This window comes from Geomonas paludis (genome assembly GCF_014193585.1).
Taxonomy (GTDB): domain Bacteria; phylum Desulfobacterota; class Desulfuromonadia; order Geobacterales; family Geobacteraceae; genus Geomonas; species Geomonas paludis.
Genome location: NZ_BLXY01000006.1, coordinates 26,549 through 40,326, shown reverse-complemented (window position 1 = coordinate 40,326; position 13,778 = coordinate 26,549). Strand labels below are relative to the sequence as shown.

At 65.2% G+C, this 13,778-nt stretch carries 12 protein-coding genes; 8 read left to right on the top strand and 4 right to left on the bottom strand.

All coding sequences use genetic code 11. The features are described 5' to 3' along the window. Nucleotides 1-81: 81 nt before the first annotated feature. Nucleotides 82-564, bottom strand: coding sequence for a PaaI family thioesterase (locus H7687_RS14550; RefSeq protein WP_183348640.1), 483 nt, complete (start codon nucleotides 562-564; stop codon nucleotides 82-84). Between the two features lie 243 nt (nucleotides 565-807). Here H7687_RS14550 and H7687_RS14545 point away from each other — a divergent pair, with 243 nt between their 5' ends. The 8 genes from H7687_RS14545 to rtcA all read left to right on the top strand — a co-directional run bounded on the left by H7687_RS14545 (nucleotide 808) and on the right by rtcA (nucleotide 10,068). Further along, nucleotides 808-2,397: a sensor histidine kinase gene (locus tag H7687_RS14545; RefSeq protein ID WP_183348638.1), complete on the top strand. Its 1,590-nt coding sequence runs from the start codon at nucleotides 808-810 to the stop codon at nucleotides 2,395-2,397. Nucleotides 2,398-2,421: 24 nt separating this feature from the next. Further along, the gene (locus H7687_RS14540; protein ID WP_183348637.1) at nucleotides 2,422-3,591 is read left to right on the top strand and encodes a M24 family metallopeptidase; all 1,170 of its coding nucleotides are present in this window, start codon (nucleotides 2,422-2,424) and stop codon (nucleotides 3,589-3,591) included. 334 nt (nucleotides 3,592-3,925) lie between these two features. Continuing rightward, nucleotides 3,926-5,101 (top strand): thiolase family protein, encoded by a 1,176-nt coding sequence (locus H7687_RS14535; protein ID WP_183348635.1) that lies wholly within the window; start codon nucleotides 3,926-3,928, stop codon nucleotides 5,099-5,101. A gap of 155 nt (nucleotides 5,102-5,256) precedes the next feature. Next, nucleotides 5,257-5,709, top strand: coding sequence for a DUF2889 domain-containing protein (locus H7687_RS14530; protein WP_183348632.1), 453 nt, complete (start codon nucleotides 5,257-5,259; stop codon nucleotides 5,707-5,709). A gap of 16 nt (nucleotides 5,710-5,725) precedes the next feature. Beyond that, a complete protein-coding gene (locus tag H7687_RS14525; protein WP_246404907.1) occupies nucleotides 5,726-6,025 on the top strand; it encodes a hypothetical protein in 300 nt (99 codons plus the stop codon). 48 nt (nucleotides 6,026-6,073) lie between these two features. Next, on the top strand, nucleotides 6,074-7,651 hold the full coding sequence (locus tag H7687_RS14520; protein WP_183348630.1) for a putative bifunctional diguanylate cyclase/phosphodiesterase: 1,578 nt from the start codon (nucleotides 6,074-6,076) through the stop codon (nucleotides 7,649-7,651). 187 nt (nucleotides 7,652-7,838) lie between these two features. Beyond that, nucleotides 7,839-9,011 carry a 6-phosphofructokinase gene (locus tag H7687_RS14515; protein ID WP_183348628.1) on the top strand — a complete coding sequence of 391 codons (1,173 nt, stop codon included), beginning with the start codon at nucleotides 7,839-7,841 and terminating at the stop codon, nucleotides 9,009-9,011. A 13-nt stretch (nucleotides 9,012-9,024) separates the two neighbouring features. After that, entirely contained in the window at nucleotides 9,025-10,068 is a 1,044-nt protein-coding gene (gene rtcA, locus H7687_RS14510; protein WP_183348626.1) for an RNA 3'-terminal phosphate cyclase, read from the top strand. A gap of 135 nt (nucleotides 10,069-10,203) precedes the next feature. Here rtcA and H7687_RS14505 read toward each other — a convergent pair whose 3' ends face one another. From H7687_RS14505 to H7687_RS14495, 3 genes are all read right to left on the bottom strand, one after another. After that, nucleotides 10,204-12,396 (bottom strand): HAMP domain-containing methyl-accepting chemotaxis protein, encoded by a 2,193-nt coding sequence (locus tag H7687_RS14505; protein ID WP_183348624.1) that lies wholly within the window; start codon nucleotides 12,394-12,396, stop codon nucleotides 10,204-10,206. A gap of 282 nt (nucleotides 12,397-12,678) precedes the next feature. After that, complete coding sequence (locus H7687_RS14500; RefSeq protein ID WP_183348622.1) at nucleotides 12,679-13,137, bottom strand: NUDIX hydrolase; 459 nt, start codon at nucleotides 13,135-13,137, stop codon at nucleotides 12,679-12,681. Between the two features lie 3 nt (nucleotides 13,138-13,140). Further along, nucleotides 13,141-13,758, bottom strand: coding sequence for a trimeric intracellular cation channel family protein (locus H7687_RS14495; RefSeq protein ID WP_183348620.1), 618 nt, complete (start codon nucleotides 13,756-13,758; stop codon nucleotides 13,141-13,143). Between the last annotated feature and the right edge of the window lie 20 nt (nucleotides 13,759-13,778).

Here is a 13,778-nt window from a genome sequence, read left to right as displayed (position 1 = left end):
GGGGAGGTTCAGCGGTAGCTGGAGAGAGAAATGGAGCGGAGAAGTTGCTGCGGCGGCGCTGGCGCCGCCGCAGTGATCAGTCTACTTGCCGGGGATGGTGATGCACAGGCACTGGGCTTCGGCGAAGGTCTTTTCGCCGCGAAAGATGCGGCCGTGCACCATGATCTTCCTGCCTTCCACGGAAACGACCCTGCTTTCCACCGTCACCACCTTCCTGAGCGGCAGCATGTTACGGAAGCTCACGTTGAGGTTCCCCACCACGATGGGATACCCGGCGGCCCAGGCGGCAAGGCCCAGGGCCTCGTCCATGATGGCTGCCACGGCACCGCCGTGGGCGTGTCCCGGAGGGCCCTCGGCCTCGGGGCCGAGCCAGAAACGGGCATGCAGATGCTGCTCGGCGTCCCGGTAGTAGCGGGCCCGGAAACGGTCGCCGCGGGAGTCCCCGGAAACGAAACGCAGGGAGTCTCCCACCAGGGCCGGTGCGTCGAAGGGGACCCAGTCGGCTGCGCCGCTGAGGTCGATCTCGGTCTGTTCACAAGCTTTCAGTACGGTTGAATTGGGCACTGTCTTTCTCCTTGCTGGTTTACGTACACGTAAAGCAGGGGTAACCTTAGCAGACTTTTTTCCGGAAATAAAGAGCCATCGCGTCTTTGTATACAAAAAGGGAGCAGCCGGCAACATTGCTATTGTTATCGCCAGGTTGCCCTGCCAATTCCCGCGATTTTGCAGGTGAATTCAGTTGACAGTTTGCTCGACAAAGCGTAAACAAATCAACACCCCAACGTTACTTCCAGTGCCGGAGTTGTTATGAAAGACGAAGTGACAACCGCAGGCGATCTCCAGGCCGAGGTGGCCAGGCTGCAGGCTGAAAATGCCGCGCTGCGCCGGATAATGAAAGAGCAGCAGGAGGCCCTGGAGGGGCAGGACCAGGCGCCGCGCTGCTCCCGCTGCCTCTACAGCGACACGCCGGTCATGCTGCACTCCATCGACCGCAACGGCCTGCTGCTCGGCGTCAGCAACTACTGGACCGAAGTGCTGGGCTACTCCCGGGAGGAGGTGCTGGGGCGCCGTTCCATCGATTTCCTTACCCCCGCCTCGCAGCGCTACGCCGTGGAAACGGTGCTGCCGCAGTTTTTCCGTGACGGCTATTGCCGCAACGTAGAGTACCAGCTGGTCAAGAAAAACGGCGCGGTGATCGACGTCCTCCTGAGCGCCGCTGCCGAGCGGGATGCGCAGGGCGCCGTCTCCCGGTCCCTGGCCGTCATGATCGACGTCACCGAGTGGAAGGCGGCCGAGAAGGCGCTCAAGGAGAGCGAAGCCCGCTTCCGGATGATCGTGGAGACCTCGCAGGAATCCATCGTCGCCGCCGACCGCATCGGTTGCCTTTCCTACCTCAACCGCCAGTTCGCCGACATGCTGGGGTACGAGGTGGTCGACCTGCTGGGGCGCCCCTTCCTGGAGCTCGTGGACCAGGCGCTGCACGACGAAACCGCCGCCCGCCAGAAAAGCCGCGAAAACGGCGTCTCCGAACACTACGAAACCATCCTGGTGCGCAAGGACGGCACCAGGGTCTGGGCCAGCGTATCGGCCAAGCCCATCCACGACGCCAGCGGCGTATTCCAGGGCTCTTTCGCCATGATTTCCGACGTCACCCGCCGCAAGCAGGCCGCGGAGGAGATCGAGGTGCTCCATACCCACCTCTCCGCGCGCGCCCTCGAACTGGAGACCGCCAACGAGGAACTGGAAGCCTTCAACTACACCGTCTCCCACGACCTGCGGCGCCCCCTCACCGCCATCTACGGCTTTGCCCAGGTGATCATGGAACTGTACGGGCAGCAGCTGGAAGCGCAGTGCCGGGACTACGTGCAGGAGATCATCAACGGCAGCATCAAGATGAACCACCTCATCGACACCCTGCTCAACTTCTCGCGCCGCTACAGCGTGTCCCTCAACCGCGAACTGGTGGACGTGAGCGGACTGGCCGGGGAGATCCTCGCCGAGCTGAGGCTTTCCGACCCGCAGCGCCGCGCGGAGTGCGTGGTCCAGCCGGGGCTCGTTGCCGATGCGGATCCCCAGCTGCTGCGGGTGGTGCTGGACAACCTGCTGGGCAACGCCTGGAAGTACTCGGCCAAGAAGGAAGAGGCCCGGCTCGAATTCGGCACGGTGCAGCACCAGGGGCGGGACGCCTTTTTCATACGCGACAACGGCGCCGGGTTCGACATGAGCCATGCCTCGGAGCTGTTCAAGCCGTTCCAGCGCCTGCACGACCCGGAGGACTTCAAGGGGACCGGCATCGGCCTGGCCAGCGTGCAGCGCATCATCCAGCGCCACGGCGGCCAGATCTGGGCCGAGGCCGAGCCCGGCAGTGGCGCCACATTTTTCTTCACGCTCGGCTAGAGGCCGGCACACCAGGGAGGACGGATGCTGACCAGGGAGGAATCGCAACAGCGCATCGCGAGGCTGCAGGACGCGCTGCGGGACAACGGGATGGACGGGGCCCTCTTCATCCACCCCATCGACGTCTACTATTTTTCCGGCACCCGCCAGAACTCGACCCTCTGGGTCCCGGCCACCGGCGAGCCGCGTCTTTGGGTACGCAAGAGCTTCGCCAGGGGGAAAGAGGAAAGCTGCATCGGGGACACCCGCCCCTTTCCCTCCAGCAAGGAGTTCCCCGGGGAGTTCGGTGCAGATGCCGCTAGCATCGGCTTCACCTTCGACGTCGCCCCGGTACAGCAGTTGAACTACTACCAGAAGCTCCTGCCCGGCCGCAACTTCGTCGACGTCTCCGCCGTCAACCGCGAGGTCCGCTCGGTCAAGTCGCCGTGGGAGCTGGAACAGATCCGCTACTGCGGGACGCAGCTGGCCGGCGTGTTCCGCGAGGTGCCGGGCTTTCTCAAAGCCGGCATGCGCGAGGTGGACCTCGCTGCCGAGTTCGAGTACCGGCTCAGGAAGGCCGGGGGAGAGGGGTACGTGCGCATGCGTGCCTTCAACCAGGAACTGTTCCAGGGGCTGGCGGTTTCCTCCGCCACCGCCGGCGCCACCGGCTTCTTCGACGGGGCGGTCACCGGGGAGGGGATGTCCAGCGCCTCCCCGCATGGGGCCTCCGCCGCACTGATCCCCGTCAATGCCCCCATCCTCATCGACTACACCGGCGTCTTCAACGGCTACATCATCGACATGACCAGGTTCTTCGTGATCGGCACGCTGGCCCCGGAGCTCGAACATGCCTTCCGGACCGCCCTGGCCATCCAGGCGTACCTGGCCGAGCATCTGAAGCCGGGGGCGATCTGCGAGGAGCTGTTCCTTCAGGCCGCCGCGATGGCGCAGGCGGCGGGGCTGGCCGACCACTTCATGGGGGCCCCCGGCGAGAACGCGAAGTTCGTGGGTCACGGCGTGGGGCTTGAACTGGACGAGTTCCCGGTTCTGGCACAAGGGTTCAAGGTGGCGCTTCAAGCCGGGCAGACCTTGGCCATAGAGCCCAAGTTCGTGTTCCCGGGCATGGGCGTCATCGGCATAGAGAACACCTTTGTCGTAAGCGAGGCGGGTGGCGTCAGGCTGAGCGACCTCCCCGATGACATCGTCTACCTCTGAGCACAGGCACAGCCTTTCTTCTCTAGGGCAGCTTTCACCGGCTGCCCTTTTTCTTTTCATTCCCCGCATGGTTTTGCCAGCGGCCGCTGGCGTTATGACCAAAAACCGGTACATTTTATTCTCTTTCCTGATTAGCGACCATCTTCAGCTAGTCCCTCTCCCTCCGGGAGAGGGTGCCCAACGGGCGGGTGAGGGCTATGCCGGCTCAGATAATCTGCCCTGGGCAACGCCCTCACCCTAGCCCTCTCCCGGAGGGAGAGGGGATGTAGAAGCATGCGGCGGAAGATCTCGCCCAATGGGATTCTCTTCTCGACAGAGCGTAAGGGGGAGGGGCATGAAAGACATATTCGTGGTCGAGGCGTTGCGGACTCCTTTTGGTTCCTTCGGGGGTGTCCTGTCCGAACTGGAGGCGCCGGCCCTGGCAGCCCCGGTACTGCAGGCCCTGTTGGAGCGTACCGGCGTCGCGCCGGAGGCGGTGGACGAGGTGATCGCCGGCCAGGTCCTTTCCGGCGGCTGCGGCCAGGCACCGGCGCGCCAGGCGATGCGGAGGGCCGGGATCCCCGACAGCACCCACGCCATGACCATCAACAAGGTCTGCGGCAGCGGGCTGAAGGCGATCATGCTGGCCGCGGGAGCCATCGCCCTCGGCGACGCCGAAATCGTGCTGGCCGGCGGCATGGAGAGCATGTCCCAGGCCCCCTTCTTCCTGAAGAAGGCGCGCTACGGGTTCCGCATGGGGCACGGGCAGCTCCTGGACCTCATGCTCTACGACGGTCTCCAGGACCCCTACTCGGGGCGGCACATGGGGGAAATCGCCGAGGAGGCCGTGAAGCGGCACGCGCTCGGGCGCGAGGCGCAGGACGAGTTCGCGCTGCGCTCCTACCGCCTGGCGCAGGAGGCGGTGAGCAAGGGGATTCTTGCCGACGAGATCGTGCCGGTCGTGAAGAAAGGGCGGCACGGAAAGGAAGTGGTCGAGGAGGACGAGGAACCATTCCGCTCCGATATCGCACGGATGGCGGACCTCAAACCCGCCTTCGGCCGGGACGGGACCATCACCGCCGGCAACGCCTCCACCATCAGCGACGGCGCCGCCTTTGCCCTGCTGGCCGGCGCGGAGGCGGTCGAGCGCCTCGGGCTCGCCCCGAAGGCGCGGCTGGTCGCCTACGCCACCTGCAGCCTGCATCCCGACCACTACACCGACGCCCCGGTCGGCGCCATCAGGACCGTCTGCGCCAGGGCAGGGCTGGAGCTGTCCCAGATCGATCTCTTCGAGATCAACGAGGCGTTCGCCGCGGTGCCCCTGATCGCGATCAGGGAGTTGGGGCTGGACCCCGCCAGGGTCAACGTCAACGGCGGGGCCTGTGCCATCGGCCATCCCATCGGCGCCAGCGGCGCCAGGCTCGTCGCCACCCTGGTGCGGGAACTCCGGGTGCGCCAGAAACGCTACGGCCTGGCCTCGCTCTGTATCGGCGGGGGGGAGGCGGTGGCGGCGATCCTGGAGCGGGTGTAGCAAACGCTTCCCTCGGTGCCCGGTCCGTGACAGGATCGATGCTCCCCCCGACTTTCGCTTGACATATCCCGGCCAAGCGGCGAAACTCTCCCCCCGACGGACCGGCCGCTGTGGCGGCTCCAGGAACGGATATCCAGGTAGAAAAGGTAGTGTCGATGCAACTGAACAGCATGGAAGATTTCCAGCGGGACATCTCGTACCGCGTCTTGAAGCAGGCCGACGGCACGGCGCTGCTCACCGCCACCATGAAGGACCGCTTCCACGACGTGCTCCTCGAGGTGCGGGTCGAGGTCGCCACCATGAAGATCATTTCGGCCGAGGCCGATTTCCGCAAGTCCCCCACCCCGGACTGCCGCAACGTCTCCGCCAGGATGGCGGCGCTGAACGGCTTCGTGATCGGGCGCGGGCTGCAGCGCAAGGTTTCCGAGGCGCTGGGCGGCGCCACCGGGTGCGGCAACATGCGCAACCTGCTGATGGGGCTCCTGCCGCTGGCCCTGAACCTGGGCGCCGCCGCCGGGATCACCGACGAGGCGCAGATGCTGGACGCGATCAACGAGAAACTGGTCGGCACCTGCGCCGGCTACGTCGCTACGCCCGGGAAGAAGTGAGGCGGCGGGAGGGAACATGACCATGCAGTGGCACCATCTTGCACTTGGACCCGGCGAGATTTCCGCCGGCATATCGACCGCCATCCAGGACGCCTTCACCGCGCTCTTCCGCTCGGCCGGCGGCCCCCGCACCATGGCGCTGTTCCGCAAAGCGGCGGGGGAGGGGGGCGTTGACCTCTACTTCACCCCCGAATGCGAGCAGCACGCCTGGCGCCTGCTCCAGGAGTACGGGGCGACCCCCTGCGCGCCACCTCCCCTGGCCGGGCTGGAGCTTTTGGTCGGGCACAACGAGATCACCTACTACCTCACCACCTGAAAGGCGCTATACTGACACGGTATTTTTACCGGCTCACCAGGAGCGACCATGGACGGCGGCACGCTGGGCAAACTGCGCAACTGGTTCGGGCGCCTCTCGCCGGCGACCGTCGCCTGCATCTACATCCTCGCCAGCGTCTGCTGGCTGTTGCTGGCGCACCTTCTCTCCTACCGGTTCCTCGCCGGCCGTCCCCACCTGGAACACCTCGCCTCCGGCGGCCTGGAACTCCTCGGCGTCCTCACCATGGCCGCCATCATCTACCTGCTTAACGCGAAGATCGAGGCGCGGCACCGGGCCACCGAACTGAGCATCCGCGAGCAGGCGGTCCGCGACGGTCTCACCGGCCTCTACAACCGCCAGGCCTTCGACGACTTCCTGGCCCAGTCCATCGGCTTCGCCAAACGGCGGCGCGAGAGCGTCGCGCTTTTGTTCCTGGACCTGGACCGCTTCAAGCTGATCAACGACCGGCGCGGGCACTTCGTCGGTGACGCCCTCCTTGCCGAGACCGGGCGCCGCCTGACCCGCTGCGCCCTGCGCGGAGAGGATATCGTGGCGCGGGTGGGGGGGGACGAGTTCGCCATGCTGCTGCGCCACCCCGAGATGCCGGATGGCCCGGCGGTGATGGCCCGGCGCGTGCTGGACGCCCTGTCCGAACCGGTACAGGTGGAGGGGGAAACCCTGAAGACCAGCGCCAGCATCGGCATCGCCCTTTTCCCTTCCGATGCCGACGACCCCATGCAGCTTTTCAAGATGGCCGACCTGGCCCTCGGGCAGGCCAAGCAGCAGGGGCGCTCCACCTTCTGCCTGTACGGTGGCGAATGGCGCGAGGAGCGCGACCACAGGATCCAGCTCGAGCACGGTCTTTTGCGCGCCATCAACCGGAATGAGCTGTACCTGGTCTACCAGCCCAAGCTCGATACCGCCACCATGAGCGTGGTCGGGGTCGAAGCGCTGGTGCGCTGGCAGCATCCGCACCTGGGGGAACTGGGGCCGGGGAGTTTCGTGCCGCTGGCCGAGAAGGGTGGGCTGATCTGGCCCCTGACCGAGTGGGTGCTGAAGGAGGCCTGCCGCCAGGCGGCGCAGTGGTATCGCAACGAGGCGCTGGACCTGAACGTGGCGGTGAACATGTCCCCCACCGTCTTCGCCCATGAGGAACTGGAGCAGGCCATCGAGGCGGCGCTGCACGACAGCGGCCTGCCCCCCGACCGGCTCACCCTGGAGATCACCGAGCAGTCGCTCATGGTGTACGAGGCCGAGGCGGTGGGCGTCCTGGAGCGGCTGCAGCGCATGGGGATCAACGTACAGATCGATGATTTCGGCACCGGCTACTCCTCGCTTTCCTCGTTGAAGCACTACCACTTCCAGGCCCTCAAAATCGACAAGTCCTTCGTCAGCGACGTGGTCACCTCGTCCGAAGACGCCGCCATCGCCACCACCATCATGTTCATGTCCAAGTGCCTGGACATGGAGGCCATCGCCGAGGGGGTGGAGAACGAGGCGCAGAAGGACTTCCTCGCCTCGATCGACTGCCGTCTCATGCAGGGCTTCTATTTCGCCCGTCCCATGCTCCCCTCCGAGATGTCCCGCTTCATCTCCCGGCTCACACCGGCCAAGCCCGGCGAGTAGTCGTTTGACAAGGCAAATCCCCCCTGTCCCCCCTTCGCAAAGGGGGGATGTTGGTTCACGTGCGGCCCCTGCGTGGATGACTCTAGCTGACTTCACTGGAGTGCGGATGGCCTGCTCGCCTTGAAATGAAAACCCGCTCCTGTATAATGTGAAAGTTTTTTAACGCTGATCATTAAAGGAGATTGCCATGGCAGACAGGCAGAAGACCATAGGCGTCCTGACCGGCGGCGGCGATGTGCCGGGACTCAATCCCGCCCTGAAGACCCTGGTGGCGCGCGCCTCGGAAAGCGGGTACCGGGTGGTCGGCATCCGGCGCGGCTGGGGAGGCCTTTTGGCCTACAACCGGGACGACCCGGACACCTGGGACAGCACCGTGATGCCGCTGGACCGTCACGCGGTGCGCACCGTCGATCGTTCCGGTGGGACCTTCCTGCACACCAGCCGCACCAACCCGGGCAAGGTGGCCAGCAGCGACGTTCCCGTCTTCCTGCGCGGCGCCGACTTCGATCCGGCTGCGCCGCAACATCACGATTTCACCTCGCACATCCTTGCCAACCTGGAACACCTGGGCATCGACGTGCTGATACCGATCGGCGGGGACGACACCCTGAGCTACGCCGAACGTCTGAACCGCGAGGGGGTCCCCATCGTGGCCATTCCGAAGACCATGGACAACGACGTCTTCGGCACCGACTACTGCATCGGGTTCTCTACTGCCGTCACCAGGAGCGTAAACTTCATCCACAACCTGCGCACCAGCGCCGGCTCGCACGAACGGATCGCGGTGGTGGAACTGTTCGGCAGGAACTCGGGGGAAACCTCGCTCATCTCGGCCTACCTGGCCGGGGTGGACCGCGCCCTCATCTCCGAGGTCCCCTTCGACGTCGAGAAGCTGTCGCTGCTGCTCCAGGAGGACAAGAAAGCCAACCGCAGCAACTACGCCATGGTGACCATCTCGGAAGGTGCGTCCATGGTGGGGGGGCAGATCGTGGAGTACGGCCAGGAGGACGCCTACGGGCACAAGAAGCTGGGGGGGATCGGGGTGGTGGTGAGCGAGGCGGTGAAGCAGTTGACCGGGTCCCACATCATCTACCAGCAGCTCTCCTACCTCATGCGCAGCGGCGCCCCCGATTCGCTCGACCTGATGGTGGCCTACAACTACGCCAACATGACCATGGACCTGATCACCGAAGGGATGTCGGGGCGCATGGTCGCCATGCAGGGGGGGACCTACCGGCACATCCCGATCAGCACCATCATGCAGGGGGAGAAGCGGGTGGACGTGGCGGAGCTGTACGATGCCGCCGAGTACCGGCCCAAGGTGCGCCACGTGCTGGGCAAGCCGATGTTCCTGTACTGAAAGCGGGACAGCCATGATCGAGATCGACGGCAGCATGGGGGAAGGGGGAGGGCAGGTGCTGCGCAGCGCCTTGAGCCTGTCCTGCCTGACCGGCCAGGCGTTCCACATCTACAACATCAGGAAGAACCGCTCCAAGTCGGGGCTGATGCGCCAGCACCTGATGGCGGTGCAGGCGGCCGCGCGCATCGCTTCGGCCAACGTGGCCGGCGACCGGCTCGGCTCGCCGGAACTGAGCTTCCTGCCCGACCGCATCACCCCCGGAGAGTACAGCTTCGATATCGGCACCGCCGGTTCCGCCACCCTGGTGCTCCAGACCGTGATCCCCCCCCTGCTGGCCGCCCGCAAGGCGAGCAGGGTCACCGTCATCGGCGGCACCCATGTCCCCTTCAGCCCTTCCTGGAACTATTTCGCAGAGATCTTCTGGCCCAGCATCGCCCGCCTCGGGGTGCGCGGCGAGACCGAGGCCGGCTCCTTCGGCTTCTATCCCAAGGGAGGAGGGCGGGTGACGTGCACGGTGCAGCCGGCCGAGGCGCTGGCGCCGTACCAGGTCCGGGAGAGGGGAAGACTCACCCGGCTGCGCATCGTCTCCGCCGTCGGCAACCTCCCGAGAACCATCGCGGAGCGGCAGCTCCAGGCCGCCCTCTCCGGTCTCAAGGGACGGCTGGAACGCGGTCTCCCCATGGACATCGAGACCCGGGAGTTGACCATCTTCGGGCAGGGGACCTTCATCTTCATCAAGGGGGAGTACGAGCATGCCGTGGCCGGGTTCACCGCGCTGGGCGAGCGGGGCAAGCCCGCGGAAACGGTCGGCAGCGAGGCCGCCCGCGAGTTCCTCGAGCACCACGAAAGCGGGGAACCGGTCGACCCCCACTTGGCCGACCAGCTGGTGCTCTACCTGGCCCGCGCCTCGGCAGGCTCGCTCTTTCGCACCTCGCGCGTAACCAGCCACCTGGCTACCAACCTGCTGGTGGCGGGGTACTTCCTCAAGCTCGCCTGCCGGGTGGAAGGAAGCGAAGGGGAACCCGGCGCGGTGGCCATCACCCCCATCCCTCAATAAAAACGTTGCCGCAGGAGGGGACTGGCTCCGCCAGGTGCCTGTCCCCTTAATGCTTGGAAGCCGGCTAAGCTGAAAGGAGCGTTCCGCGAAAGGGACTGGCACCTGACGGAGCCAGTCCCTTCTGCAACCCTTCTGCTAGTACCTCTCGAATCCCGCCTGCAGTAGGCTCTCCTCGTTGCCCGCCATGTTCAAGTCGACCCCGGTCAGGTCGGGCAGCGTCTTTGCGGACCGGGTCAGCTTCTGCTGCGCCCGCTTCATACCGGCCGAGGCCGGGGTTGCTGCCGCGTTTTTGCGCGGCTGTCGCTGCTCCAGGGTGGCCGCCCCCACCTTGAAGAAGGCGATGGTGCTCTGCAGCTGCTCGGCCTGCGAGGCGAGCTCTTCCGCCGTGGAGGCCATCTCCTCCGATGCCCCGGCGTTTTGCTGGATCACCTGGTCCAACTGCTGGATGGCGCGGTTGATCTGCTCGGCGCCGGTGTCCTGCTCCCTGCAGGCCGCGGAGATCTCCTGCACTAGTTCCGCCGTCTTGTGAATGTCGGGGACCAGCATCTCCAGGAGGTTGCCGGCGTGCTCCGCCACCTCGACCGAGGTGAGGGAAAGGTCGCCGATCTCCCCGGCCGCCCGCTGGCTCCGCTCGGCGAGCTTTCTCACCTCGGAGGCCACCACCGCGAACCCCTTGCCGTGCTCACCCGCCCGCGCCGCCTCGATGGCGGCGTTCAGGGCCAGGAGGTTGGTCTGGCGCGCGATCTCCTCGATGATGGAGATCTTGGCCGCGATCTCTTTCATGGCCGCCACCGTTCTCGCCACGGCATCGCCGCTTTCGCTGGCGTCGGTTGCCGACTTGAGAGCGATCTTCTCGGTTTGCAGCGAGTTGTCCGCGTTCTGCCTGATGTTCGAGGTCATTTGCTCCATGGAGGCGCTGGCCTCTTCCGCCGAAGCCGCCTGCTCGCTTGCCCCCTGGGACATTTCCTCGGAGGTGGAGCTGAGCTCCTGGCTCCCCGCGGTCACGTTGTCGGCGGCGATCTTGACGTCGGATACCACCCGGGTCAGGTTCTGCACCATGCTGGCGAGCGCCTGCATCAGGCCGTCGTTTTCCGAGCGCTGCTTCACCTCGAGGAGCAGGTTCCCGTCCGCGATCTCCTTGGCCAGCCTGGTGGCGTCGTTGTTGGCTTCGATCAGCAAGTTAAGGCTGTTGATGATGTCGTTGAAGTCTCCGTAGTAGGTGTCGGTGATCTTGGCGGGAATGTCCCCCTTCGAGATGCGGGCGAGGTGGCGCGAGGTGACGTCAATCGGCTGCACGAACGCCTCGATCAGGCGGTTCTGTCCGGTGAGGAGTTCGCCCCACGCCCCCTGGAATGATGCGGCGTCGCCGCGTACGCTCAGTTTTCCCTCCCGAATCGACTTGATCAGATCGTTCATCTCCTGGCTCAGTTTTCCGATGGTGGCGATCATGGTGGAGAGGTTGTTACCCATCAGGTCCCGCTCCGATTTCGGGGTGACCTGGACCGAGAGGTCGCCGTGGGCGACGCGCTCGGCGGCGAGCGAGGCCTCCTTGATGTTGTCCGCCATGTTCCTGAAGGAGCGCGCCAGCTCTGCCATCTCGTCCTTGCCGTTGGTGTCGATCTCCACCTCGACGTCCCCGAGTGCAAGCTTGTCCGCGCATGCCGACAGGGCGCTCACGGGACGGCTGATGCTGCGGGTGATGACGTAGCCGATGACCGCGCCGATGGCGATGGCGAGCAGCGCCAACGTGATCGCGATGACGCGGGAGCGCGAAGAGAGGGCTGCAGCATCGACGTAGCGCTCCTCGATCCCCTGTTCCTGGTACTGCACCAACTCGTTGAAGGCCGGGGCGATCAAGGCCAGCAACGGTCCAGCCTCCTTTTCAAATACCGCCGATGCGCGTGCGCCGTTGCCGGCAAGGGCCAGTTCGATGGCCTGGTTGTTGGCCTTGCGAGCGTTGTCCAGGCTCTGCTTGGCTTTCGCGATCAGTTCCTTTCCCTGGCCGGTCGTTTCCAGCTTCTCCAGCTTCTCCATGGCACTCTTGTACTGCTGGCGCGCCTGGTCGATCTTCTTGTTTTCTTCTCGGCGCGCGGCTGGGTCAGTCTCGAGGAGCATGGTCTGGACGCTGGAAACGATCCCGGTGACGTGCTTCGTTGCATCGTTGGCGAGCTTTATCTTGGCGTAGTCCTTCTTCACGATCGTTTCCAGCCCTTGGTCGATCTTGAGCATGCTGAAAACGCTGATGGCGCCGATGACAAGGAGCAGTAACAGGATGATGCCGAACCCAACGCTGAGCCGTGTACCGATCTTCATGTCCTGAATCTTCATCTTCCCCCCCGGTTCATTGTAATCGCGCCGCGGGCTGACACGACAAGCAGCTCTGCCTCGCAGCGACGTTATCTTCCCCATCGTCCTGTACATTCGCGAACTTAAACGTATACGAGAAAAAAAGTAGGGTACAGTAGTGCCCAAAATGCAGGGAAAGGGTGTGGGGTGTCGTCGGGCTGGCAGGTAACGTGGTGAAGTAGCGCCGGAAATCGGGCCGGGATGGCGGGGCGGAGGCTGCGGCGGGAAAAAACGAAGAGAATACGCCTTATTTGCTTACGTGGCTCATTGCAGCAGGGAGGTCGCCTGGTCGATCAGGGGAAGCTGGCTGGGGAGGATCTTTTCACGGGCCTGCGGGACGTTGAACCAGGCGGCCCGGTCCACCTCGGGGAACTCCGCCTGCCGTCCGGAGCGGGGTGGCCACTCCACGGTGAAGCTGTTGCTGGTGAGTGCCGCGGGATCCCAGTCGCCGGCAAAGGCCCAGGCCTTGACCCGCTTGCCGCCCGCCTGCCTGATCTCGGCCAGTTCCTGGAACTCACCTGCAGGCGTCAGGCCCGTCTCCTCGAGAAACTCGCGCCGCGCCACCTGGAGCGGGTCCTCGCCGGCAAGGTATTCCCCCTTGGGTATCGACCATGCCCCCAGGTCCTTGTTGGCCCAGAACGGGCCGCCGGGATGAACCAGCAGGAGCTCGAGCTCCCCGTTTATGAAGCGGTACATGATGAGCCCCGCGCTCTGCTTGGGCACGGCCTAGAGCGCCTGGCCGCGCGGCAGCTGCCACCCCTTGACGATGGCGGTGCAGCGGATGGCGATCACGGTGAGGGCGGAGACGGTGAGGTTGACCTGGGAGGGAACGCTGGTGTGGTGCAGGAAGAAAAAAAGCGCCCCCCCCACCACGCAGGCCGAGGCGTAGATCTCGCGCTGCAGGATGAGCGGGATCTCGTTGGAGAGGAGGTCGCGCACCAGCCCGCCGCAGGTGGCGGTCATCACCCCCATGATGATGGCGCCCATGAGCCCCAGGTTGAACTGGAGCGCCTTGGAGGTGCCGATCACCAGGAAGGTCCCCAGCCCCAGGGCGTCCAGGAGGAGCATGGCGCGGTTCATGCGCTCGAAGCTGCGCGGCGTGAGAAAGACCACCACCGAGGCGGCCACGGCGAGGTAGAGGTAGAGCTCGTTCTTGAAGCAAAAGGGAGGGGTGTCGTTCAAAAGGACGTCGCGGATGACGCCCCCGCCGGTGGCGGTGACGATGCCGAGCACGATGATGCCGAGGAGGTCCATGCCGCGGCGCACGCCGGCCAGCGCTCCCGAGGCGGCGAAGGCGACGGTGCCCAGGAGGTCGAGGGCGTAGATGATGGCTTGCTGGTCCATGAAAAGATCAATTCCTCTGC